The following is a 24139-nucleotide window of genomic DNA, read 5'->3' as shown; positions in this document are numbered from 1 at the left end:
CGCCTTCCGCGAATTCCGCCTACGGCCGGAGATTCTGCGGTACGACGGGGGCCTTGCCGCAAGCCCCCCAGTGCGCTATAAGTTGAGAGTGGCAAGGAGTGGGGTGACCTCCTTGCCCTTGTTGCTTTCCGGCCCCGTTCGTCAGCGGCCACCCGCGAGATACGCCCGCCAGCCCCCGTACGACGTGATGTCCTCGGCATCCGTGAGCGCCGCCGGCTCGCACAGGAACCCCGGGACATGGCTGCCGTCCGCCAGCTCCACCCGGCCCAGCGCCATCGGACGGGGCAGCTCGGCGAGGAGCCGCCCCAGCCCCTCGGCCGGCAGCCGCCACACCTCGGCCTCGATCGCGGCACCCCCTCCGCCGGCCCCGACATGGACCAGGCCCGGCTTGGGCGGCGTCGTGGACAGGGCGTGCAGGCGGTACACCGGCGCCGTGGCGGTCGTACGGTCCAACTGGGCGCCCAAAGCGCGGAGTTGGGGGTTGAGGGGCTGCTCCGAGAGGTGGGCGCCGACCACGGCGAGACGGACCTCGGGGCGGAGCAGGGCGGCGATCCGGGCCAGCCGTTCGTCCGTGAACGCGGGGCCGATCAGCATCACGCCGAAGGGCAGGCCGTTCACCTCACCGGCGGGGACGGCGACCGCGGCCTGGTCGAAGAGGTTGGTGGAGTTGGTGAAACGGCCCAGGCGGGCGTTGGCCCCCACCGGGTCGGCGGCCACCTCGGCGAGGGTGGGGTGGCCGGGCGTCGTCGGGAGCAACAGGGCGTCCGCGTCCGCGAGTTCGGCCTCTGCGCGGGCACGCAGCGCGGCCAGCCGGTCCTGGTCGGCGAAGAGCCGGTGGGCCGGGATGTCGCGGGCGCGGCTGATGATGCCGGCGACGGTGGGATCGAGGGTGTCGTCGCCCGCCGCCAGCGCCTTGTCGACAAAGCTCCCCACGGCCGTGTAGCGCTCGGCGACGAAGGCGCCCTCGTACAGCAGGGCGGCGGCCTCGGTGAAGGGGGTGAGGTCGACGGTGCGGATGTCGGCGCCGGCGGCGCGCAGCTGCCGTACCGCTGCCTGGTACGCCTCGGCCCAGCCCTGGTCCAGCTCGCCGAGCTGCCGCGCGGGCGGGACCGCGACGCGCCACGGTCCCGGTGTGCGCTGGGGGAGCAGGGGCAGGGCGCGGCCGGGCGGGGACGCCATGAACGACAGGGCCTGCTCGGCCTCCGGCAGCGTCCGCGCGAACACCGTGACGCAGTCGAGGGACGCGCAGGCCGGGACGACGCCCCGCGTCGGGACGAGACCGCGGGTCGGTTTGAGGCCGACGATGCCGTTGAAGGCGGCCGGGACCCGGCCCGAGCCGACGGTGTCGGTGCCGAGCGCGAAGTCGACGATGCCGAGCGCTGTCGCCGTGGCTGAGCCGGAACTGGAACCGCCGCTGATCCTGGACGGGTCGTGGGCGCCCCGGACGGCGCCGTAGGGGGAGCGGGTGCCGACCAGGCCCGTCGCGAACTGGTCCAGGTTCGTGGTGCCGAGCGCGATCGCCCCGGCCGCGCGGAGACGGGCGACGACCGGGGCGTCGGCCCCAGGGAAGTAGGCGTACGACGGGCAGCCCGCGGTCGTGGGCAGGCCCGCGACGTCGATGTTGCCCTTCGCCGCGAACAGGCGCCCGGTGAGGGGAAGCCGCTCTCCGGCGGACACCCGCTCGTCGATCAGCCGGGCCTCCGCCTCGACCTCCTCCCGCGGACGCAGGTCGATCCAGATCTCGGGGCGGTCCACGGCCTCGATGCGGGCGTAGGCGGCGCGGACGCGCAGGAGGGCGGTGGACATGCAGTGCTCCTTGACTGTCAGCTCACGGATCCGGCAGTGGAGTCGGTGGCCGGCGCGAGGACCACCAAGGGCGTCCCCGCCTCGACCTGATCGCCGGGCCCGACCAGGACCTCCACGACCACGCCGGTCATCGGCGCGTGCACCCCGGACTCCATCTTCATCGCCTCCAGGGCGAGCAGCGGCTGTCCGGCCGCCACGTCGTCACCCGGCCGGACGCTCAGCTGCCAGACGGACGCCGCGAACTCGGCCTCGACCAGCCGCCCGCCGGCCGGGACGGTCACCTCCAGCGCGGCCGCGACCGGTGCCGTCTCCGCCTCCGCCCGGGCGAACTCGCCGGCCGCCTCCCAAGCCTCCCGCTCCGCCGCGAAGGCGGCCCGCTGCCGAGACCGGAACCGCGCGATCGACCCGGCGTTCCGATCAAGGAAGGCCCGGTACCCGGCGAGCGAGAAGGTGCCCTCCTCGATGCGCGGCACGAACCGCCCGGACTTGATGTCCGCCCGCAGCTCCAGCAGCTCCTCGGCGTCCACCGGATACCACCTGATCCGGTCGAAGAACCACAGCAGCCAGGGCGACCCCGGCTCGAACGCCCCGCGCTGCTGCCACGCCGACCACACCTGGGTCGTACGGCCCACGAACTGGTAGCCGCCGGGGCCCTCCATGCCGTAGACGCACAAATAGGCGCCGCCGATACCGACCGAGTTCTCCGCGGTCCAGGTGCGCGCCGGGTTGTACTTCGTGGTCACCAGACGGTGCCGTGGGTCCAGCGGGGTCGCCACCGGGGCGCCCGGATAGACATCGCCCAGCCCCAGGACCAGGTACTCCGCGTCGAAGACCGTGCGGTACACGTCCTCGACCGAAGCGAGGCCGTTGACGCGGCGGATGAACTCGATGTTCCAGGGGCACCAGGGCGCGTCGTCGCGCACGCCGGCCATATGGCGGGCGATGGCCTCGCGGGTGGCCGGGTCGTCCCAGGAGAGGGGGAGGTGGATGGTGCGGGAGGGGACGACGAGCTCGTCGGTGGGCGGCAGGGATGCCACCATCTCCCGTACGTCGGCGAGGAGTTCGTGCTGGGGCAGCCTGCCCGGGTCCGTCTGGATCTGCAGGGAGCGGATGCCCGGAGTGAGGTCGGTGATCCCGTCCAGGTCCGTCTCGGCGACCGCCTCCATCAGCGCGTGGACGCGCATCCGCAGGGCCAGGTCCAGCTGCATCGGCCCGAACTCGATCAGCAGGTTGTCGTCCCCGCCGCGGCGGTAGGTCACATCGCCGTCCCGGGCCAGCACACCGCCGTCGGCGATCCGAGGGCGCGGCGATCCGTCGGCCCGCACGGGCAGGAACCGCACCCGGTCGCCCGGCCGCAGCTGCCCCAGCTTCCAGCGCTCCTTGCTGATCACCGTCGCCGGGCACACGAACCCGCCCAGCGACGGGCCGTCCGGGCCGAGCAGCACCGGCATGTCGCCGGTGTAGTCGACGGCGCCGACCGAGTACGGCGTGTCATGGATGTTGGACGGGTGCAGACCCGCCTCGCCGCCGTCGGCGCGCGCCCAGCGCGGTCTGGGGCCGACGAGCCGTATGCCGGTGCGCGCGGAGTTGAAGTGGACCTTCCAGCCGGCGGCGTAGAAGTCGCGGATGTCGTCCTCGGTGAAGAACTCCGGTGCGGCGTGCGGCCCTTCGACGGCCCCCTCCACGCCCTGGAAGAAGGACAGCGACGAGGCAGGTCCCGGGGCTCCAGACCGTTCTTCGCGGCGGCCACCTTGAACAGCTCGCGGCCCGCGGGGGAGGGGGACTGCGCGGTGCCGTCGCCGTAGCGCCCGGTGTTGCGTACGAGGGTGGAGGTGCCGCACAGCGCGTCGTGCCGGCCGGAGCTGTCGGCGACGACGGAGGCGAGGACGCGGCCCTGGTCGGACAGCAGCAGGCGGCCCTCGCCGAGGTAGGCGTTCCACTGCGGTACGTCAGGTGGGCCGGGAAGCCGACGGGTCGGCCGCCCGCGGGTCGCCCGGTGGCCCGACAGCGGGCTGGAGCCGCGTGCCGAACTCCTTGCGGCCGCCGCCGAGTTGTTCACCACCCGGGGCTACTCCGCCGCCACCACCCGCGCCGTCGCCGAACGCGCCCGCATGCGCCAGGCGTCGATGTACCACTACGTCTCCGGCAAGGATGAACTCCTCGCCGAACTCCTGGAGTCCACGGTCACGCCCTCGCTCGCGTACGCCCGTGAGCTCCTAGCCGACGACACGATCCCGGCCGAGGACCGGCTGCGGCAGCTGTGCCGCGCCGACGTGGAGCTGCTGTGCGCCGGACCGCACAACCTCGGCGGGCTGTACCTGCTGCCCGAGGTGCGCGCCGAACGCTTCGCCGGCTTCCATGCCGTGCGCGCCGAACTCAAGGATGCCTACCGCCAGTTGCTCGCCGCCACAGCCGCGGGCGGCGCGCTCGCGAAGGGCGAGCTGGATCTGCGTACCGACCTGGTCTTCGGGCTGATCGAAAGCGTCATCCTCGTCCACCGCTCCGATCCGGAGCGCCCGGTGTCGGTTTTCGCCGAAGCGACGGCGGACGCGGCACTGCGCATCGCGGGGATCTGAACGTTTTCACCCATCACGGTGAGTGCCTTTCGCACACCCGAACGCCGTAACGCACCGTGTTCGAATGTATGCCAAGCGTATAAATGGAGCCGAGAGTACTACCGCCGTGCACCCCATTTCAGGTGCTTGCTGAATATGACACGGCGATGATCCGGTCGGACTAAGCTCGCCCGCAGCGCACCGAGTTGAGGCGTATTCGTGCGCTTGTTCCCAAACATGCAGAAGATTCCGACATACCCATGAAGTACCCCGCTGCAAGCTCCGCCTACACCCACCCGATTCATTTCAGAGGGCCCACATGGTGAGCGTTCAATCCCCGACCCGTCGCCGTGAACTTCCGTACGCGCGCGTCCTGTTGCTGCCCGCCATAGTGATGGCCGCGGCAACCGGAGCCGCCGTCGCCGTAGTGACGGAGCCGGCTCGGACGGCCGTCGGCGTGTGCGGTGCCGTGGCCTTGCTGCTGGTGCTGGCATCCGCGGCCGAAGCAGCACGCCGCGGCCGCGTTTTGCGGGACCTGCGGGCCGAGCACGCCCGTCACACCGCGTATCTGGAACGGCGCGTCGTCGCCCACGACGAGGAGACGGCCCGGCTCGCCACGGAGATCACCCCCGCCGCGATCCACCGGCTGCGCTGCGGCGCTTCACCCTATGAGGTGATGCGCGACCTCGGCGAGATCGACCCGTCGTACACCCGGCTCTCCCGGGTGCAGCTCGGGTTGGTGGAGTCGATGCTCGACATCGTCGACCACGAGGAGGCCCTGCGCGACTCCGCCCAGCGCTCCTTCGTCAACATCGCCCGCCGGGTCCAGTCGATCGTTCACCAACAGGCCGTGGAACTGAGGGAGATGGAGGAGGACCACGGCCGTAACCCCGAGGTCTTCGACGACCTCCTGCGCATCGACCACGGCACCATGCTGATCGGCCGCCTCGCCGACTCCATCTCGGTGCTCGGCGGCGGTCGCCCGGGACGGCAGTGGCCCGAGCCCGTCCCGCTGTACAGCGTGCTGCGCGGCGCCATGTCCCGGATCCTGGAGTACCGCCGGATCAGCCTGGACTCCATCGCCAAGGTCAACATCGCCGGCGTCTCCGTCGAGCCGATCATCCACGCCGCGGCCGAACTCCTCGACAACGCCACCCGCTACTCGCCGCCCCAGACCAAGGTGCACGTCACCGCCACCGAGGTGCAGACCGGCGTGGCGATCGAGATCGAGGACGCCGGCGTCAGCCTCAGCGAGGAAGCCCGCGCCAGGGTCGAGGGCATGCTCGAACAGGCCAAGCAGGGCACCGACCTCCAGGACCTCGGCGAGTCCCCGCGCCTTGGCCTGGCCGTCGTCGGCCGGCTGTGCACCGCCTACAACATGCAGGTCTCACTGCGGTCCTCCGCGTACGGCGGTGTCCGTGCCGTCCTCGTGGTGCCGCGCGACATGATGACCACCGACCCCGCGCCCGGGCTCGCCCATGGCATCGGTGCCGGGTCGGCGCCCAAGGCCGACGACCCCGACGCGCTCGAAGGTCCCAAGCGCGCCCCCAAGAAGCGGCGTCCCACCAGCCCGAAGATCACCGCCGCGGTCTCCCTGGAGGACGACGTCCCCGTCGTCACCGAATGGACCGCCAACGGGCTGCCGCAGCGTCGCAGCCGGGTCAAGACGCCGCTCAGCAAGCGGCTCGCCGAGCAGGCGGCCATCGAGCAGGCCGAACGCGAGGGCCGGCCCACCATCTGGTCGACGCGCAAGGCCGAGCCCGAGCCCGAGCCGGCGGAGGACGAGCCCGTACCCGGAGCCTGGGTCGAGGCGTTCTGGAACGGGCTCAAGGACAAGCCCGACCCGCTCACTCTCCAACCGCGAACCCAACCGGCCCGCCCCGAGGCCGATGACGAGGGGGACCTCAAGTGATCCAGCAGCGCGCCAACTTCGACTGGATGCTCAAGGAGCTCCACGACGGCGTACCGGGCATCCAGATGATCGTGGTGCTCTCCGCCGACGGACTGCGCATCGCCCGGTACGGCGGCGATCCGGACACCGCCGACCGTGTCGCCGCGGCCTGCGCCGGCCTGCAGAGCCTGGCGAGCGCCGTCGCCTCGGAGATCCCGAAGAGCGACGGCAAGATGAAGATGGTCCTGATCGAGATCAACGGCGGCTACTTCTATCTGATGGCCGCCGGCGCCAACGCCTATCTCGCCGTGCTCTCCGACACGTTCGCCGAGCCCGGCCGGATGAGCAACCGCATGTCCGACCTCGTCGCCCGCATCGGCGCCCACCTCACCAGTCCGCCCCGCCGCAACGGGCAGACCGTATGACTCCTCCGCAACGCCAGCGGCGATTCCTGAGTAAACAACTGCCCCCGCCACCGCCCGCCGCCAAGCCCGGGGATCAGAAGCACCCGGAACGGCTCTTCGTGGTGGCCGGCCCGGACGGCGGTGAGCGCGACGGCGACCTCGACCTCGTCACGTTAATCGTGGCGCGCGCCGACCCCCCGCCTGCCTCCAGCCCGGAGCAGTCGGCGCTGCTCCGGCTCTGTACCACCCCTCTGTCCGTGGTCGAGCTCTCGGCCTATCTCAACCTGCCGTTCAGCATGATGACGGTCCTGCTCACCGACATGCTGACGGCCGGACTGGTGACGGCGCGCGCCCCGATCGTGCGCCAGGCCGTCGCCGACCGTTCACTTCTCGAAGCGGTGATGCATGGACTTCAAAGGCTCTGAGATCATCCCCGGTCCACGGACCGAGGACCAGCTGCCGCACACGGCCGAGGCCGCGGTCAAGATCGTGATCGTGGGCGGCTTCGGTGTCGGCAAGACGACCATGGTCGGCTCGGTCAGTGAGATCAGGCCACTGACCACCGAAGAGACCATGACGCAGGCCGGCATCGGCGTCGACGACAACTTCGGCTCGGACACCAAGACGGCCACCACCGTCGCGATGGACTTCGGCCGCATCAGCATCACCGAGCAGCTCGTGCTGTACCTCTTCGGCACCCCCGGTCAGGAACGCTTCTGGTTTCTGTGGAACGGGCTGTTCGAGGGTGCGCTGGGCGCGGTCGTGCTGGTCGACACCCGCCGCCTGGAGGTCAGCTTCGACGTCATAGGGCGGCTGGAGGAGTGCGGCGTGCCCTTCGTGGTGGCCGTCAACACCTTCCCGGACGCGCCTCGTTACGCCCTCTCCGAACTCCGTACGGCACTCGATCTGCCCGAGGAGATCCCCATCGTGGAAGTCGACTGTCGCCGCCGGGCCTCCAGCCGCGACGTCCTGATGACCCTGATGCACTTCCTGCACGCGCTGGCGACGTCGAAGGCTCCGGCGTGAGCCATGTACCGACCGAGCCGTACCCCCTCACCTTCTTCCTGCACACCGGAACCACTTCAGCTTCGGAGCGACCATCGTGACGCCTGAATCTCTCTTCCCGACCGGCACGGGTGAGCCCATGGCCACCCCGCCCCCCGGCTGCCCCGCGCACGGCATCGGCACCGGCGGACTGCGCCGGCTGTACGGCCCCGACGCGGAGGACCTGCAGGCCGTGTACGAGAAGCTCCGTGCCGAGCACGGCGCCGTGGCTCCCGCGCTGCTGCACGAGGACGTGCCGGTCTGGGTGGTGCTCGGCCACGCCGAGAACCTGCACACGGTGCGTACTCCCTCGCAGTTCTCCCGTGACACCCGGTTGTGGACCGCCCTGCAGGACGGCACGGTCAAGCCCGATCACCCGCTGATGCCGATCATCGCCTGGCAGCCCATCTGCTGCCACGCCGAGGGCGACGAGCACTTGCGGCTGCGCGGCGCGGTCACCGGCGCCATGTCTACCATCGACCACCGGGGCATCCGCCGCTACATCAACCGCGCGACCCAGGAACTCGTCAACAGGTTCTGCGAGGAGGGCAGGGCCGATCTGGTCAGCCAGTTCGCCGAGCATCTGCCGATGGCGGTGATGTGCGAGGTCCTGGGCATGCCGGACGAGTACAACGACCGGATCGTGCAGGCCGCCCGCGACATGCTCAAGGGCACCGAGACCGCCATCGCCAGCAACGCGTACATCATGGACGTCCTGATGCGGCTCACCGTCAGCCGCCGGGCCGAACTCAAGGACGACTTCACCAGCCATCTGATCAACCACCCGGCGCGGCTCACCGACGAGGAGGTCGGCCAGCACCTGCGGGTCGTCCTGATCGGCGCGTACGAGACCACTGCCAACCTGCTCGCCAACGTGCTGCGGGTGGTACTCACCGACCCGCGGTTCCGCGCCCAGCTCAAGGGCGGCGAGATGACGGTGCCGGAGGCGGTCGAGCAGTCCCTGTGGGACGAGCCGCCGTTCAGCACCATCTTTCCCTACGTCGCCAAGCAGGAGACCGAACTGGGCGGCCAGCGCATCCGTAAGGGCGACGGCCTCGTCTTCGCCATCGCGCCGGGCAATGTGGACCCGCGAGTCCGCCCGGACCTCAAGGCCAATATGCAGGGCAACCGCTCGCACCTCGCCTTCAGCGGTGGCCCGCACGAGTGCCCGGGCCAGGACATCGGCCGCGCCATCGCCGAGGTCGGCGTGGACGCGCTGCTGACCCGCCTCCCGGATGCCCAACTCGCCTGCGCGGAGGACGAGCTGCGCTGGCGGTCGTCCATCATGAACCGGCACCTGGTGGAACTGCCGGTCAAGTTCGCGCCCAAGCCCCAGCAGGACGTCAAGCAGCGCCCCTCCATCAACCCCGCGACGCAGCAGCAACGTACGACCAACTGGCAGGCCAGCGTGCCGCAGCCACAGCCCACAGTCGCGCAGCCCGCTGCTCCGACGCCGGCGGCGATGCCCGTACCGGCCCGTCGGCCGGGCGTGTTCCGGCGCATCCTGCGCTGGTGGCGCGGCGACTGAGCCGACCGGGGCGCCGAGGCTACTCGGCCCACTCCTCGTACGACGACCAGGCCTGCAGCACACGCGGGCTGACGAACCGGTGCTCGCGCCCCGTGACCGGATCGGTGAACTCCAGGACCCGCGCCAGCAGTTGGAGCGGGCGCCGGAAGTCACCGTCCGCCACGGGGCCGGTCACCACGGGATAAAGGGGATCGCCGAGGATCGGCACCCCCAAGGTGCTCATGTGCACCCGGAGCTGGTGCGTCTGCCCGGTGTGCGGCCTCAGCCGATAGCGAGCCAGTCCGTCGCCACGGCGTTCCAGCAACTCCACGTCGCTGACGGCATTGGGCTCGCCCTCGACCTCGCGCGCCGCCATGACCCCACGCTCCTTGACGATCCGGCTGCGCACGGTGCGCGGCAGGTCCAGTGCGGGCTCGTACGGGGCCACCGCCTCGTACTCCTTCGCCACCCGCCTGCCGCTGAACAACGACTGGTAGGCGCCGCGCTCCTCGGGCCGCACGGTGAACATGACCAGTCCCGCTGTCAGCCGGTCCAGCCGGTGCGCCGCGCCCAGCGTCGGAATGCCCAACTGCCGCCGCAGCCGCGCCAGGGCCGTTTCTGCCACATGACTACCGCGCGGGGTGGTGGCCAGAAAATGCGGCTTGTCGGCCACCACCAGATGCTCGTCCCGGTACAGGACGTCGACCTCGAACGGCACCTGCTCCTCGTCGGCCAGCTCCCGATGGAACCACACGTACATACCCGGCACGTATGCCGTGCCCCGCGATACCGGACGCCCGGCGGCGTCCACGATCCGCCCCGCATCGAGCATCGCGTCGATCACCCCGGCCCCGGCCGCGAGTCGCGCCACGAGATGATCCCGCACGGTCGCCCAGGCGTTCCCGGCCGGCAACCGCACACGCACGGGATCCACCCCTTCGCGCTGCGGCAGGGGAGAGGGCGGGGGCGGGGTTCGGCGGCTCATCACGGTCAAGGGTACGAGGGGAGGCCTCCTCCGGATCGAGCCCGCCTTGCGCCGGCATGAGGTTCGCCTCTCCGCCCGGCGCAGGTTCATCACCTCTGCGCGCCGGGTCAGTGCTCCAGGCTCCGGCGCACGAGCATATTGAGCGGTGTGGCGGTAAAGAGACCGTTCAATGTGCTTGCGTGATCGCTTTTGCGCCCCAATGCGCCCCCACTCGATCACTTGTCGTGCGTGGGGGGCCTACGTCTACTGGGAGTAGTCCGCGCAGCTCCATGGCCTTGCAAGCACCGTCTTACTGATGACGTGGACCCTCGTGGGAGCCGCCATGGTCACCGTTCAGCTGTCAGTCTGCCCGTTCGACGCGTTCTTCATCCACCAGGGTGAGCCCGGATCCTGCACGTGGCGGCGCTCAAGAGCGTTCAAGAGTCGATTAAGGGTGCCCACTTCCGGTGCGGACTCAACTGCGATGTGATTGAAGGGCGTAAGGCCGAAGGCAGTGCGTCCTGTTCGCGCCATCACGGAAGGGAAAGCAATGCCTCCGCTTGTCCTGCCGCCGCCGACCGGGACGCGGGCTTCTCGCCGTGAGAGCAGGCAACCTGACCGAACCGCATCCGCCTTAGCAACTCCGGCGCCATAGACCTGGAGGACCTGGTGCTCGCCATGATCCCGACCTATCCGGAGCCCACACACCCGACCGTAAGCCCGTACACCGAGAAGATCGAGGAGCACGTCCGCTCACTCGGGCAAAGTCTCGGGCTGACAGAGACCCAGGGCGGCCGGGAGCGGCTGGAGGCAGGCCCTGCGTGGTGTGCAACAACTTCCGTACCGGCGGGGCGGATTCGGCCCTCGTATGGGCCTACTCGCTCGCAGCACATCAACCGCTACCGCCCCTTGCCTTTCCCGTAGAGCCCGCTGGATTCGTATCGGCCGTGCATGCCCTGGTCCCAGGCGATAAGGAAGTGCCCGATGAAACCTCTTCCGCGCGACCACCCCAACACCACAGATCTGGCCGATCCGTCCGGTCCGGCCGCGGCGCGGGAAGCACTCCCCCGGTCTGCGGACAACCCCCACACCTCAGGTCAGTCGCAACAAAGGGGCGACCGCCGCGCCCTCAAGCCCTTCTCGGACGAGGACACACCATGCGGCGCGCAGAGTTCTCTCGACCTGAGCAGGGGGCCACGTCACGTCGCCTTCATCGTGGACGGAAACCGTCGTTGGGCACGCGCCCATGGCCATCCCGTTGAACAAGGCCACCGCGAGGGCGCGGACAACGTCTGCCGGGCCGTTCACTGGTGTGAGGCCATGGGCATAGAGACCACTACATGGTGGCTGCTCTCGACGGACAACCTCAGTCGCTCTGCAGCCGAGCTCCACAAACTCCTGGACATCATCTCCGAACTGACCCACCGTCTGGCGGCATCCGGACACTGGAGAATGCGTCACCTCGGAGATCCTCGGCTGCTCCCCAATTCAGTGGCAACGGCGCTGGGCGAGGCGGAGACCACCACGCGTCACAATCAGGGCCCTCAGATCAACTTCGCGGTCGGCTACAGCGGCAGGGAGGACATCCTCGCCGCTGCGCGCCGCATCGCCCACCAAGCGGTCAAGTCCACGAGCTTCTCTGTGTCTGAAAGGTCGTTCGCCCAGGCCCTTTCCACCGGCGGGTTACCCGATCCGGACCTGGTGATCCGCACCTCCGGCGAACAGCGACTGTCCGGGTTCATGCTCTGGCAGGCAGCTCTCTCCGAACTCTATTTCTGCCCTGTCCTGTGGCCGGACTTCACCGAGTCTGATCTCCACCGCGCCCTGGCCTTCTACGCCAACCGCCAGCGACGTTTCGGAAAGTAAAGCAGGAAGGAAGTGCAACATGTCGCAGGGGCCTCTCCTATTCCCTAACCTCAAGACGACGAACGACATCGCCGGCTCATACCGTCCCCTGAAACCCTGGCTGCTCTCCCACCTGGTAAAGGGGCGCGAAACATACCCTGCTCATCCACAGACCGACCAACTGGAGTCCTCAATTCTCGCCTGGGCAACAGACCTTGGAATGAGCGAAGACCACATCAAGGTAATGATCCAGGCAACCCCCGGGCATCTAGTGGGGTTGTTCGCCCCCCAAGCCCCCTGGAATGTGCTGCTCCCGCTGACCAAGCTGCAGGTCATCCTGTTCTGGCTGAACACCTTCGACCTCGGCAGCGATCAGCCCGTCAGTGATCTGGTACAGCCCGTGAGAGAAGCCCTGGAGAGGGGGCATGCACCGGCTGACGGGCCGGACATTCTAAAGCCGATGGCCAGTCTCCGCTCCGACATCGTCGCGGCGGGAGGAGCCGGTCTGATACCCGGCTTCACGGACTTGATGCTGGGATTCCTGCGCGAGTACAAGGCTCGACAAGCGTGGGAAAACGGGGAACCGCTGCCGAGCCTGGACCGGTACTTGAGGCACAGGACTCTCACGGCGGGGATCGTTATGGGCATGTGGATCCAGAGACTTCAACCGGGCCTCATCGGGCCGGACGAAAAGCTTCCGGAACCGCTGCTTCAGCTCATGAAACAGGGCAGCCTCTTAGTCGGCATCGACAATGACCTGCACAGTTGTCACGTGGCCGCCGAAGAAGGGGAGAGGCTGAGCCTCATCGGCGTCATCTGCCAGGAATACGGAATCCCCGTGGACATGGCCTTCTCCTGTGCGCTCACCCTCAACGCGTCACTGCGCTACGAGAACGCCAACACTGCTGCCGCAATCTGTGCGGATACCTCCCTGACCGACACGGCCAGAAAGCACGCCCAGACAATCTTCTACTGGGTCGACTCCGTCTACACATGGTCATTGGAGACGCCCCGCTACGGGTTGCAGAGCGCCGATTCCCAAGGAATCGCAACTCGCGCCCATCTGAACGAGGAGGAGCGGATATGACGAGCTTGCGTTCGATCCCCGTCGCCCCCAAGGCGCTGCCTCTCGTCGGTCATCTGATTCCGCTGCTGCGAAACCCGCTGGAGTTCCTCAACTCTCTGCCTGCCCACGGGGAGCTCGTCCGCATCCAGCTGGGGCCCTTCACGATGGTGGTCATCTGTGATCCAGAACTGACCCGGCAGGCCTTGATCGATGACCGCGTCTTCGACAAAGGTGGCCCAATCTTCGACCGTGTGCGGGAAGTCGTGGGTAATGACGGGCTGGCCAGCTGTCCGTACAGCGCGCATCGGCGGCTGCGCCGGCTGGCCCAGCCCGCCTTCCACCCGACACGGTTCCCCGACTACACGAAGGCCATGAGCACCTGCATCGAGGAGGTGGCCGGTTCATGGCGTGCCGGGCAGATCCTGGACGTGCCCACCGAGATGATGACCATCACGTCCAAGGTCACGGCCTCCACCCTGTTCTCCGGTGCGTTGCCTTCAGGAGAACTCGGCCCGGTCCTCAACGACGTGAAGACCTTCTTCGACGGCTTCTACCAGCGCATGTTCATGATCTCCCCGCTGGATCGGCTCCCCACCTCGGGCAACCGCTCCCACGTGCGCGCGTGCACCCGCCTACGCGACGCCTTCGACCAGATCATCGCCCAGCACCGCACCGAGGGCGTCGACCACGGTGACTTGCTCTCGGCCCTGATCGTGGCCCACGACCCCGACGATGACAGCCCCGGCATGACCGACGCGGAAATCAGCGACACGATCGTCACTTTCTTCCTCGCCGGTACAGAGACCACTGCCGCCGCCCTGGCCTGGGCACTGGACCTGCTGGCCCGGCATCCCCAGATCGAGCAGCGGCTGCACGCTGAGGTCGATACCGTCCTGGACGGAGCCAGAGCCACCCACACCGACCTGCCACGCCTGGAACTGACTCAACGCATCATCACCGAAACCCTCCGGCTCCGGCCGCCAGGCTGGATCTTCACTCGCACCGTCACCGCCGACACCCGCCTGGGCGGGTACCTGCTGCCCGCCGGGAGCAGCGTGGTCTACAGCCCGTACCTCATCCACCACCGGCCAGACCTCTACGACAACCCCGAGTCCTTCGACCCCGACCGCTGGGATCCCCAGCGCCCTCAGCCACCCCGCCATGCTCTCCTCCCCTTCGCCGTCGGCGCCCGCAAGTGCATCGGCGACACCTTCGGCATGACGGAGGCGACCCTTGCCCTTGCGACCATCACCGCCCGATGGCGCCTGGAACACGTGCCCGGCCAACAGGTCCGACCCGCCCTGGGATTGGCATTGAGGCCCCGCAGGCTACAGATGCAGGCAACGCCTCGCACCGACGCTCAGGTATCCCACCAACTGCCAACCGCCCGTCCCTGACCCAGACGGGCAGGGTCGACACAAAGCTGACGCGAGCCGCTGATTCTCACTTCGGTGTCGGTGTCAACGTCGTGCTCGCGGCGAGTGACGTCAACACGGTCGAGAAGATCACTGAAAATGTTCGGCTGTTCTGGCCCTGGATCACACGGTCCGGGGCCAGTCTGGTGGGTATGCAGGATGAGCGGGCCGGGGGGCCGGTCGGGCCCGATGTGTGGGAAACCTGCCGGGAGTTGATCCCGGATCGGAGTGTGTTCGCGTTCCTGGACGAGCACCGGGAGGCGCTGTTCCCGGCGGGGATGTAGATCTTCAGCAGACGTCTAGCGTTCGGTGTGAGCGGCCGAGCGCACTCAGCGGCTGAGCGCCCGGAGCGGCCGAGCACACTGAAGGGCGGCACCCTCGCAAGTGTCGCCCCCCCTCGCAACAGGCGCTACGCCGCCGGAGCGGCGCCCTCCTGCTCCGCCTCGATCCGTGCGTTCCAGTCCCGCTTGGAGGCCTGCCAGCCGTCCTCGTTGTGGCCGAGGCGCCAGTAGCCGGAGATCGACAGATCCTCCCGGGGGACGCCGCGCTCGACCCGCAGCAGGTGGCGCAGTTCCTTCACGAAGTGCGCCTCGCCGTGTACGAACGCCTGCATCCGGCCCGCCGGGAAGTCCAGTGAGCGAACGGCCTCGATCAAGGCATCGCCGACGCGACGGGAGCCGCGGTGCAGCCAGATCACCTCCACATCGGAGTCGATCTTCTGCTCCTCCTCGGGGCCGGAGACCTCCACGAAGGCGTACGCCGTGGCACCGGCGGGCAGCGACTCCAGGGTGCGGGCGATCGCGGGCAACGCGCTCTCGTCACCGACGAGCAGATGCCAGTCGGCGTCCGGATCGGGCGCGTAGGCACCGCCGGGGCCCATGAACCGGACGATGTCGCCCGGCTGGGTGCGCATCGCCCAGGGGCCGGCCAGGCCCTCGTCGCCATGGAGTACGAAATCGAGCGTCAGCTCACGGTGCTCGGGATCCCAGGCCCGCACCGTGTACGTCCGCGTCACCGGCCACTGCTCGCGCGGCAACTCCTCGCGGATGCGCTCCAGATCGAAGGGCTCCGGGTAGCTCACGCCGCCGGGGGAGAAGAGGATCTTCACATAGTGGTCGGTGCAGGTGTCCGCCATGAACTCGGCGAGCCCCTCACCGCCCAGCACCACACGCTGCATGTGCGGAGTCAGCCGTTGGGTACGGATGACCTGCGCGGAGTGGGGCTTCCGCGGCTTGCGGGCAGAGCGTAGTGCCATCACTGGCCTCCCTCGTTCCAAAGCTTAGGTTTACCTAAGTTAGCATCTCCCTCCGCTGAATGCCGCTACGACCCGTTCATGAAAGGGGGCATTTCGCGCACACAGGGAACGAATTCCCCGCGCCAGGGACCCCATGCGCTCACTCGGGGCGCACTTCACGCCCCTTCTGTCCGCGCGCCCCCGGCGCCGTCACGCCCCCAGCGTCACCAGCAGCCGCTGCAGCGAACCGCCCAGCCCCCAGCGCAGCGCCAGTTCGTCCAGGCCCGCCGGATCCCTCGGCGTGTGCGGCAGCGCGGTGTCGACGTCCGGCAGCGGTACGTCGTCCGCGACCCGCACCACCTTCGGCGCGACGGCGACATACGGCCGCGACTCGTCCAGTCGCTTGCGCTGCGAGGGCGTCAGCTTCGCCTTCGGGTCGTCCACCGCCGCCATGATCCCGGCCAGGTCGCCGAACTCGGCCAGCAGCTTCGCGGCCGTTTTCTCGCCGATCCCGGGCACACCCGGCAGGCCGTCGCTCGGGTCACCGCGCAGCAGCGCCAGATCCGCGTACCCACGGCCGTCGACGCCGTACTTCTCGCGCAGCCAGGCCTCGTCGGTGAGCTGGAGGGTGCCCACGCCCTTGAGCGGATAGAGCACCCGCACCCCGCGCTTGTCGTCCACCAGCTGGTAGAGGTCGCGGTCGCCGGTGATGATGTCGACCGGGCCCTCGGCCCGCCCGGTGAACGTGCCGATCACGTCGTCCGCCTCGTACCCCTCGACGCCCACGCGCGCGATGCCGAGCGCGTCCAGAACGGCCTCGATGACCGGCACCTGCGGCGACAGCGTGTCCGGCACCTCCTCCTCGTCCGGCCCCACCGCGCGCTCCTCGGCGACGCGGTGCGCCTTGTAGGAGGGGATCAGATCGACCCGCCACTGGGGCCGCCAGTCGGCGTCCATGCAGGCCACCAGCGCGTCCGGGCGGTGGTCCTTGACCAGGCGGTCGATGAAGTCGAGGAGTCCGCGCACGGCGTTCACCGGCGTGCCGTCCGGGGCCTTCACGGAGTCCGGGACGCCGAAATAGGCGCGGAAGTACAGCGAGGCGGTGTCGAGAAGCATCAGTCGTCCGGTCACGCCACGCATCATGCCGTACGGCACTGACACGGCCCACGCATCCGGCGCTGCGGCGCGATCGGCCGCTCCGCGGAGTACTCCGCTGCGCAACAGGTTGCGTCGTGAGCCATTTCTGTGGCCTGGACCACTTGTGCGTTTGTGCCCGGAGGAGCCGGGCAGGCGCGCGGTCGGAGTGACGTCGCTTGCATGTTCAACTGCCGCGCCCGTCGCTCCCTTCATCTGCCGTCGAGACAAGAGGTTCCCGTGTCATCCAGGCTTGAGGCCGAACATCTCCACAAGGTGTTCGGCAGACGACCGGACGAGGCCGTAGCGCGGCTCCGTGCAGGAGCCGACCGCGAGGAGCTGCGCGCCGACGGCATCACCGCCGCCGTGATCGACGCCTCCTTCACCGTGGAGCCGGGCCAGATCTTCGTCGTCATGGGCCTGTCGGGATCCGGCAAGTCCACGCTGCTGCGCATGCTCAACGGGCTCCTGGAGCCGACCGCGGGTCACGTCCGCTTCGACGGCCAGGACCTGACCGCGATCGGCGACCGCGAGCTGCGTGAGGTCCGCGCCAAGAAGATCAGCATGGTGTTCCAGCACTTCGCGCTGTTCCCGCACCGCAGCGTCCTGGAGAACGCCGCCTACGGCCTCGCCGTCCAGGGCGTGCCCCGCGCCGAGCGCGAGAAGCGCGCCGCCGAGGCCCTTGAGCTGTGCGGTCTGGGCGGCTGGGAGAAGTCCTGGCCCGACGAGCTGTCCGGCGGTATGCAGCAGCGCGTGGGCCTCGCCCGCGCCCTCGCCACCGACGCCGACCTGCTCCTGATGGACGAGTCCTTCAGCGCGCTCGACCCGCTGATCCGCCGTGACATGCAGGACCAGCTGCTGGAACTGCAGCGCACCCTGAAGAAGACGATCGTCTTCATCACCCACGACCTCAACGAGGCCATGCGCCTCGGCGACCGCATCGCCGTCATGCGCGACGGCCGGATCGTCCAGACCGGTTCGGCGGAGGACATCCTGCTGCGCCCGGCCAACGACTACGTCGCCTCCTTCATCCAGGACGTCGACCGCTCCCGGGTGCTCACCGCGGGCGCCCTCATGGACACCGGGGTCACCAGGGACGACCCGCTCTGCGCCTGCGAGACCGCGACCCCAGAGACCCCGTTCACCGAACTGTGCGCCATCAGCGCCCGGCTGTCGCACCGCGTCCTGGTCGTGGACGACGCGAACAAGGTCGTCGGAGCCGTTGAGCGGCAGCGGCTGGTCGGCTTCCTCGGCGACGAGAGCGCCGAACCCGCGCCCTGCGACAACCCGGACGGGAAGGTGATCGCCCGTGCCTAGGCTGCATCTCGGTGACTGGGTCGACTCCGGTGTGGACTGGCTCGTCGCCCACATGGGCTGGCTCTTCGACGCGATCAAGGCGGTCGTGGAGGGCATGTACGACGGCGTCAACGCCGTCCTCACCGCCCCCGAACCCATGCTCCTCGCGGGCATGCTCGCCGTGCTGGCCTGGTGGCTGCGCGGCCTGACCGGCGGCCTCCTCGCCTTCGCCGGGTTCGCGCTGATCGACTCGCTGGACCTGTGGGACCAGGCCATGTCGACGCTGGCCCTCGTCCTGGTCGCCACCGTGATCGCCCTGGTGATCTCGGTCCCGCTGGGCATCTGGGCGGCCCGCTCCAAGACGGTCAGCGCTGCCCTGCGGCCCGTCCTGGACCTGCTCCAGACGATGCCGTCGATGGTGCTGCTGATCCCGGCCATCCTCTTCTTCGGCCTGGGCATCGCCGCCGGCGTCATCGCCACCCTGATCTTCGCGCTCGCCCCCGGCGTCCGGATGACCGAGCTCGGCATCCGGCAGGTCGACGGCGAACTGGTCGAGGCCGCCGAGGCGTTCGGCACCACCCCGCGCGACAAGCTGCTGCGCATCCAGCTGCCGCTGGCCCTGCCGACCATCATGGCCGGCATCAACCAGGTGATCATGCTGAGCCTGTCCATGGTCGTCATCGCCGGCATGGTCGGCACCGGCGGCCTCGGCGGCGCGGTCAACGAGGCCATCGGCCGGCTCGACATCGGCTTCGGCTTCGAGGCGGGCGTCGGCATCGTCGTCCTCGCCATCTACCTGGACCGCATCACCGGCGCACTCGGCGAGCAGATCTCCCCGCTCGGCCGCCGTGCCGCGGCCAAGGTCCGCGCCGCGGGCGGCACCAAGGTCTGGAACCTCCGCCCGCGCCCCGTCGTCGCGGTCGCCGGCGTGGCCGTCCTGGCCCTCGTCGCGGGCGGCCTGGGCGTCTTCGGCCCCTCCTCCGGCACCGCCGAGGCCTCCGCCACGAACGTCGGCAAGGGCAAGGAGATCAAGATCGGGTACATCCCGTGGGACGAGGGCATCGCCTCGACGTACCTCTGGAAGGAGCTGCTGGAGCGCCGCGGCTTCGAGGTCACCACCACGCAGTACACCGCGGGCCCGCTCTACACCGGCGTCGCCACCGGCCAGATCGACTTCCAGACGGACTCCTGGCTGCCCACCACCCACGCCGAGTACTGGGAGAAGTACGGGAACCAGCTGGAGGACCTGGGCTCCTGGTACGGCCCCACCTCGCTGGAGCTCACCGTCCCCTCGTACATGAAGGACGTGAACTCCCTGGCGGACCTGAAGAACAGGTCCTCCGAGTTCAAGGGCAAGATCATCGGCATCGAGCCGAGCGCCGGGATGATGGGTCTGCTCAAGGACAAGGTCCTCAAGGAGTACGGCCTGGACGGCACGTACGAGGTCGTGGACGGCTCGACGCCCGCCATGCTGGCCGAGCTCAAGCGCGCGTACGCCAAGAAGGAGCCGGTCGTCGTCACCCTCTGGTCGCCGCACTGGGCCTACAGCGACTACGACCTGAAGAAGCTCAAGGACCCCAAGGGCGCCTGGGGCAAGGGCGACGGCGTGCACACGCTCGCCCGCAAGGGCTTCGCCTCGGACAACCCCGAGGTCGGCAAGTGGCTGAAGGACTTCTCCATGACCGAGCAGCAGCTCACCGGTCTGGAGTCGCAGATCACCAAGGCCGGCAAGGGCAAGGAGCAGGACGCCGTCCGCACCTGGCTGAAGCAGAACCCCGGCCTGCTGGACAAGTGGGCGCCGGTCGCCGGGGCGGAGCACAAGAGCTAGCAGCAGCACAAGAGCCAGGCGGTCGGGTGACCTGACGGCCCCGGACCGCCGCCCCGAGGGGTGGGTCGCGTCGTACGTTTTCCCCTCACGTACGGCCCGGCCCACCCCTCGCTGCATGCCCGCATAGTCACACGGCATGCCTACGAGCAGGATTCGGCCAACCACGCAGCGCTATCCCACCACCTGAGCCCGGCCACGCCAACTCCCCCCGCCGGCCACCGACTTCACGACCGGGCGCGCGACCCCGATCACCCCTGTGACCAGGCCCGCAACCCGGACGGGACGAGGAAACGCCAGGGAACACCTGGGACCACCGGGGAACACGGGGGACCGCCGACGCCTTGAACAGTAGGGCGGCTCTCGTGCGCTGAGCGGGAGTCAGAGGCGGCGCGGGGGCGCCCCGTAGGTCCGGGGAGCCGATCCGCCGACACGCACCGCTGGCGCGAACCGATGGGTCGTACTCCCCCCGATGTGCCGTCGATGTGACGGGCGCATGAAACGGTTTGCCGAACATGCGTAGGGTGCAAGGAACTCAACAGAAGGAATGCGCCGGGCGGCGGGCGCGAGGACAGTGGACCGACGAGCGTAGGAGGGAGCCGGAGCGATGGGCGACCACAAAGAACAGCCTCTCCGAGTGGGCGCGGCCGTGCGGCGGCGACGCCGGGCCCTGGAGCTCACCCTCGCCGTCGTGGCCGAGCGCAGCGGCCTGTCCGTCCCCTTCCTCAGCCAGGTGGAGAACGACCGGGCCCGCCCCAGCAGAAGCTCCCTCGAAAAGGTCGCCGACGCTTTGCGTACGACCGCCGTCGAACTCCTCGCCGCGGCCGACCCGGCGTGCAGCGTCGACGTCGTCCGGGCCGAAGGGAATGAGTTGGGACCCGAACCGCGAGTGCGTTCGCTGGTGCGCGGTCACCATCAGATGCACGCCTCGGAGTTCACCGGCGACCATGACGCGGGCCGTGAATTCCAGTACCGCAACGACCAGTTGATGTACGTCGCCGACGGCGCCGTGGAGATCGAGGCGGAGGGCCGCGCCTACCGCCTGGGCCGCGGCGACACCCTGTACCTCACCGGCGGGGTCCGCCACCGCTGGCGGGCGACCGTGCCGGACACGCGCGTGGTCGTCGTCGCGGTGGCGGAGCACATCGAGGCCGTCCGGGACCGGCCGGGGCGTTGATGCGCGTCGTCTCCCTGGTGCCGTCCCTGACGGAGGCCGTGGCGGTGTCGGCCCCGGCTGTCCTCGTCGGCGCCACGGACTGGTGCAGCCACCCGGCCGACCTGGACGTCACCCGCATCGGCGGCACCAAGAACCCGAAGGTCGAGAGGATCCTCGCCCTCGCCCCCGACCTGGTGATCGCGAACGAGGAGGAGAACCGCGAGCCCGACCTCGCCGCCCTGCGCGCGGCCGGTATCGAGGTTCTGGTGACGGAGGTACGGGACGTACCGCAGGCCTTCCGCGAGCTGGACCGCGTGCTGGACGCCTGCGGGGCGACGGCCCGCCCGCGCTGGCTGGACGAGGCGGAGCAGACCTGGTCCTCGCTGCCGCCCCCGGATCGCCGTACGACGGCCGTGGTCCCGATCTGGCGGCGCCCCTGGATGGTGCTGGGCCGCGACACCTTCGCGGGCGACGTCCTGGCCCGCCTCGGCGTGGACCACCTCTACGCGACGCACGAGGACCGCTACCCGCGCGTCCCCCTGGACGAACTGCGGGCGGCGGCCCCGGACGTCGTGGTCCTGCCCGACGAGCCGTACCGCTTCACGGCCGACGACGGCCCGGAGGCGTTTCCCGGCGTGCCCTGCGCGCTGGTCAGCGGACGGCACCTGACGTGGTACGGCCCGTCACTGGCCGAGGCGCCGCGGGCGCTGGCGCGGGCCCTGCGAGCAGCTCACCGCTGACCAGCCCGCGGGCGGTGTGGACGGCCGCGGCGGCCCAGGCCACGACGAGCACGGCATACAGCCCGACGGCGAGCCATTCGTACACGACGAGCCCGGTGTGCCGGGCCAGCGCCGCGGCACCGGTGACGCATGTGCCGACCGGGAAGGTGAACGCCCACCAGGTCATCGCGAACCCCATCCCGTGCCGCCGGGCCCGCAGCACATGGGCGGTGGCCAGCCCGAACCACAGCAGCGCGAACCCCATGACGGGCACGCCGTAGAGCACGGCGAGAACACCGAAGCCACCGCTGTACGGCGCCGGGACCACACCCGGGGCGACGTCCGCGAACATGCCCACGGCGGTGGTGGACTGCCCGAGCGGACCCAGGACCAGGAACAGGGACGGGGTGAGCAGGAGCGGCAGCGGCCCGCCGGTGATCAGCCGCGCGAAGACCAGCGGCAGCATCAGCAGGGTGGCCAGCAGACTGAGCCCGAACATCGCGAGACAGGCGAGCAGCAGCGTCTCCCGCGCCTGCCCCGGCGGCAGATGCGGCACCAGCAGCGGCCCGAGCGCGGCCGACACCATCGGCGCGACGAGGGGCAGCAGCCATATGGGCGTGGCCTGCGACGGCTCGATGCGATGGCGTACGGCCATGAGGTACGGCACGGCGACGGCGGCCGCCAGCCCGACGGCCGTACCGGCACCGAACAGCACGGCGTCGAGCGCGACCGCCGCCCCGGTCCCGATCCAGTCCCGGCCGACGGTCATGGCACCGCCGCCGACGGCCAGCAGGGCCATGGACAGGCAGCCGTAGAAGGGCACCACGGCCGGGTCGAGGAGGTGGGCGCGGGCCTGGTCGCGGTGGTGCGTCCAGTGCAGGGCGCGGGCGGCGAGCAGGGTGAGGAGCAGGGCGAGGGAGAGTGCCCAGACGGACGCGCAGGCGGTGCGCAGACCGGGGACGTGGAGGGGGAGCGCGGCTCCGGCGGTGGCCACGGCGGCGGTGCCCATGACGGCGGCGTACCAGTTGGGGCCGAGGTGCCGGAGGGATGCGAGGTGGGGGAGGGTGCGCGGGGGACGAGTGAGTCTCGCGGGCTCCGAGTGACTGTGGTGTTCGGATTGACGGATGGGCCCGAGGCGACGGTTGGATCCGGGGTGACGGAACGCTCCGAGGCGACGGATGGGTCCGAGGTGACGGACGGCGGTGACCATGTGCTCAGGGTCGCTTCGGCGGTCCACTCCCACCAGGGAGTTCGCCTCTATGGCGACATAAACTGGGTTTATGACAGAGGCGGCGGAGGGGCAGTTTCGCATGGGATCCGTGGCGCACCGGGTCCCGGATCTCGGCGCGTTGGAGCTGCTGCTGGCGGTGGCGAGGCTCGGCAGTCTCGGTGGGGCGGCGCGTGAGCTGGGGATCACTCAGCCGGCGGCGAGCAGCCGGATCCGGTCGATGGAACGGCTGCTCGGGGTGGCGTTGGTGGACCGGTCACCCAGGGGCTCGCGGCTCACGGACGCCGGGGCGCTGGTGACGGACTGGGCGCGGCGCATCGTGGAGGCGGCGGAGGCGTTCGACGCGGGGGCACAGGCCTTGCGGGACCGGCGGGACTCGCGGCTGCGGGTGGCGGCGAGCATGACGATCGCCGAGTATCTGCTGCCGGGGTGGCTGCTCGCCCTGCGGGCCCAGCGGCCGGACACGGCGGTGTCGTTGCTCGCGGGGAACTCGGCGGCGGTGGCGGAGCGGTTGCTGGCGGACGAGGCGGATCTGGGGTTCGTGGAAGGGCTGACGGCCCCCACCGGGCTGGACTCCGTGGTCATCGCCCACGACAACCTGATCGTGGTGACGGCGCCGGGGCATGCCTGGTCGCGTCGGCGGCGGGCGCTGGCGGGGTCGGAGCTGGCGGCCACGCCGTTGATCCTTCGGGAGAAGGGGTCGGGGACGCGGCAAGTGCTGGATGCGGCGTTGGGTGGGCTGGCCCGGCCGCTGATCGAGCTGTCGTCGACGACGGCGGTGAAGGCGGCGGCGGTGAGTGGGGCCGGGCCGGCGGTGCTGAGTGAGCTGGCGGTGGGGGAGGAGCTGTCGATGCGGCGCCTGGTGAGCATCCCGCTGGCCGACGTCTCCCTGGCACGGGACCTCCGCGCGGTCTGGCCGACGGGGCACCGGCCGGTGGGCCCGGCCCGTGACCTGCTGTCGCTGACCCGGGGCTAGCTTCCCTCGCCCCCGCCGCCCCTACCCGTCCCATCCCCCAGGGGCTGCCGCCCCTTCGACCCCGCTCCCAGGGG

The 24139-nt window shown here is 69.9% G+C and carries 20 protein-coding genes and 2 pseudogenes; 15 read left to right on the top strand and 7 right to left on the bottom strand.

All coding sequences use genetic code 11. The annotated features are described in order from the left end of the window. Nucleotides 1-141: 141 nt before the first annotated feature. The 3 genes and pseudogenes from atzF to ACFWYS_RS40910 all read right to left on the bottom strand — a co-directional run. Nucleotides 142-1806, bottom strand: a complete 1665-nt coding sequence (gene atzF / locus ACFWYS_RS40920; protein WP_384780976.1) for an allophanate hydrolase — start codon at nt 1804-1806, stop codon at nt 142-144. Between the two features lie 17 nt (nt 1807-1823). Next, nucleotides 1824-3482 (bottom strand): annotated as a pseudogene (locus tag ACFWYS_RS40915) (carboxyltransferase domain-containing protein); the annotation flags it as partial. Next, nucleotides 3471-3754, bottom strand: a pseudogene (locus tag ACFWYS_RS40910) (DUF1989 domain-containing protein); the annotation flags it as partial. The pseudogenes ACFWYS_RS40915 and ACFWYS_RS40910, both read right to left, overlap by 12 nt. A gap of 64 nt (nt 3755-3818) precedes the next feature. Here ACFWYS_RS40910 and ACFWYS_RS40905 point away from each other — a divergent pair. From ACFWYS_RS40905 to ACFWYS_RS40880, 6 genes are all read left to right on the top strand, one after another. Beyond that, nucleotides 3819-4382: a TetR/AcrR family transcriptional regulator gene (locus ACFWYS_RS40905; RefSeq protein WP_384781073.1), complete on the top strand. Its 564-nt coding sequence runs from the start codon at nt 3819-3821 to the stop codon at nt 4380-4382. Nucleotides 4383-4680: 298 nt separating this feature from the next. Next, nucleotides 4681-6273 (top strand): sensor histidine kinase, encoded by a 1593-nt coding sequence (locus ACFWYS_RS40900; RefSeq protein WP_384780973.1) that lies wholly within the window; start codon nt 4681-4683, stop codon nt 6271-6273. Further along, nucleotides 6270-6677 carry a roadblock/LC7 domain-containing protein gene (locus ACFWYS_RS40895; protein WP_030946521.1) on the top strand — a complete coding sequence of 136 codons (408 nt, stop codon included), beginning with the start codon at nt 6270-6272 and terminating at the stop codon, nt 6675-6677. The genes ACFWYS_RS40900 and ACFWYS_RS40895 overlap by 4 nt, the downstream gene beginning before the upstream one ends. Beyond that, complete coding sequence (locus tag ACFWYS_RS40890) at nt 6674-7081, top strand: DUF742 domain-containing protein (protein ID WP_384780970.1); 408 nt, start codon at nt 6674-6676, stop codon at nt 7079-7081. Before ACFWYS_RS40895 ends, ACFWYS_RS40890 begins: the two co-directional genes overlap by 4 nt. Further along, nucleotides 7062-7682: an ATP/GTP-binding protein gene (locus tag ACFWYS_RS40885; protein WP_272114773.1), complete on the top strand. Its 621-nt coding sequence runs from the start codon at nt 7062-7064 to the stop codon at nt 7680-7682. The genes ACFWYS_RS40890 and ACFWYS_RS40885 overlap by 20 nt, the downstream gene beginning before the upstream one ends. A 76-nt stretch (nt 7683-7758) precedes the next feature. Beyond that, complete coding sequence (locus tag ACFWYS_RS40880; RefSeq protein ID WP_384780967.1) at nt 7759-9228, top strand: cytochrome P450; 1470 nt, start codon at nt 7759-7761, stop codon at nt 9226-9228. Between the two features lie 19 nt (nt 9229-9247). Here ACFWYS_RS40880 and ACFWYS_RS40875 read toward each other — a convergent pair whose 3' ends face one another. Further along, nucleotides 9248-10192, bottom strand: a complete 945-nt coding sequence (locus tag ACFWYS_RS40875; protein ID WP_384780964.1) for an RluA family pseudouridine synthase — start codon at nt 10190-10192, stop codon at nt 9248-9250. A 963-nt stretch (nt 10193-11155) separates the two neighbouring features. Here ACFWYS_RS40875 and uppS point away from each other — a divergent pair. The 4 genes from uppS to ACFWYS_RS40855 all read left to right on the top strand — a co-directional run bounded on the left by uppS (nt 11156) and on the right by ACFWYS_RS40855 (nt 14781). Next, nucleotides 11156-12037, top strand: a complete 882-nt coding sequence (uppS, locus tag ACFWYS_RS40870; protein ID WP_384780961.1) for a polyprenyl diphosphate synthase — start codon at nt 11156-11158, stop codon at nt 12035-12037. A 19-nt stretch (nt 12038-12056) separates the two neighbouring features. Continuing rightward, on the top strand, nt 12057-13103 hold the full coding sequence (locus tag ACFWYS_RS40865) for a terpene synthase family protein (RefSeq protein WP_384780958.1): 1047 nt from the start codon (nt 12057-12059) through the stop codon (nt 13101-13103). Beyond that, nucleotides 13100-14479 carry a cytochrome P450 gene (locus ACFWYS_RS40860; RefSeq protein WP_384781070.1) on the top strand — a complete coding sequence of 460 codons (1380 nt, stop codon included), beginning with the start codon at nt 13100-13102 and terminating at the stop codon, nt 14477-14479. Before ACFWYS_RS40865 ends, ACFWYS_RS40860 begins: the two co-directional genes overlap by 4 nt. A 71-nt stretch (nt 14480-14550) precedes the next feature. After that, nucleotides 14551-14781, top strand: coding sequence for a hypothetical protein (locus tag ACFWYS_RS40855; RefSeq protein WP_384780955.1), 231 nt, complete (start codon nt 14551-14553; stop codon nt 14779-14781). Nucleotides 14782-14906: 125 nt separating this feature from the next. On the opposite strand, the gene ACFWYS_RS40850 is transcribed toward ACFWYS_RS40855, so the two are convergent. Both ACFWYS_RS40850 and ACFWYS_RS40845 read right to left on the bottom strand, forming a co-directional pair. Further along, nucleotides 14907-15752 carry a siderophore-interacting protein gene (locus ACFWYS_RS40850; RefSeq protein WP_384780952.1) on the bottom strand — a complete coding sequence of 282 codons (846 nt, stop codon included), beginning with the start codon at nt 15750-15752 and terminating at the stop codon, nt 14907-14909. A gap of 189 nt (nt 15753-15941) precedes the next feature. Next, the gene (locus ACFWYS_RS40845; protein ID WP_384781067.1) at nt 15942-16871 is read right to left on the bottom strand and encodes a 5'-3' exonuclease H3TH domain-containing protein; all 930 of its coding nucleotides are present in this window, start codon (nt 16869-16871) and stop codon (nt 15942-15944) included. Nucleotides 16872-17105: 234 nt separating this feature from the next. Between ACFWYS_RS40845 and ACFWYS_RS40840 the strand changes: the two genes are divergently transcribed. From ACFWYS_RS40840 to ACFWYS_RS40825, 4 genes are all read left to right on the top strand, one after another. Next, nucleotides 17106-18182 carry a glycine betaine/L-proline ABC transporter ATP-binding protein gene (locus ACFWYS_RS40840; protein ID WP_384780950.1) on the top strand — a complete coding sequence of 359 codons (1077 nt, stop codon included), beginning with the start codon at nt 17106-17108 and terminating at the stop codon, nt 18180-18182. After that, nucleotides 18175-19989 carry an ABC transporter permease/substrate binding protein gene (locus tag ACFWYS_RS40835; RefSeq protein ID WP_384780947.1) on the top strand — a complete coding sequence of 605 codons (1815 nt, stop codon included), beginning with the start codon at nt 18175-18177 and terminating at the stop codon, nt 19987-19989. The genes ACFWYS_RS40840 and ACFWYS_RS40835 overlap by 8 nt, the downstream gene beginning before the upstream one ends. Nucleotides 19990-20593: 604 nt before the next feature. After that, entirely contained in the window at nt 20594-21163 is a 570-nt protein-coding gene (locus tag ACFWYS_RS40830; protein ID WP_384780944.1) for a helix-turn-helix domain-containing protein, read from the top strand. Then, a complete protein-coding gene (locus tag ACFWYS_RS40825; RefSeq protein WP_384780941.1) occupies nt 21163-21882 on the top strand; it encodes a helical backbone metal receptor in 720 nt (239 codons plus the stop codon). Before ACFWYS_RS40830 ends, ACFWYS_RS40825 begins: the two co-directional genes overlap by 1 nt. Here ACFWYS_RS40825 and ACFWYS_RS40820 read toward each other — a convergent pair. Then, on the bottom strand, nt 21794-22987 hold the full coding sequence (locus ACFWYS_RS40820) for a TDT family transporter (RefSeq protein ID WP_384781064.1): 1194 nt from the start codon (nt 22985-22987) through the stop codon (nt 21794-21796). The two genes, ACFWYS_RS40825 and ACFWYS_RS40820, sit on opposite strands and share 89 nt — an antisense overlap. A gap of 184 nt (nt 22988-23171) precedes the next feature. Here ACFWYS_RS40820 and ACFWYS_RS40815 point away from each other — a divergent pair, with 184 nt between their 5' ends. Next, nucleotides 23172-24065, top strand: coding sequence for a LysR family transcriptional regulator (locus ACFWYS_RS40815; protein ID WP_384780938.1), 894 nt, complete (start codon nt 23172-23174; stop codon nt 24063-24065). The last annotated feature ends 74 nt before the right edge of the window (nt 24066-24139 follow it).

The sequence above is a fragment of the Streptomyces sp. NPDC059010 genome, assembly GCF_042740355.1.
Lineage (GTDB): Bacteria > Actinomycetota > Actinomycetes > Streptomycetales > Streptomycetaceae > Streptomyces.
This window is presented reverse-complemented; position numbering and strand designations above follow the sequence as displayed.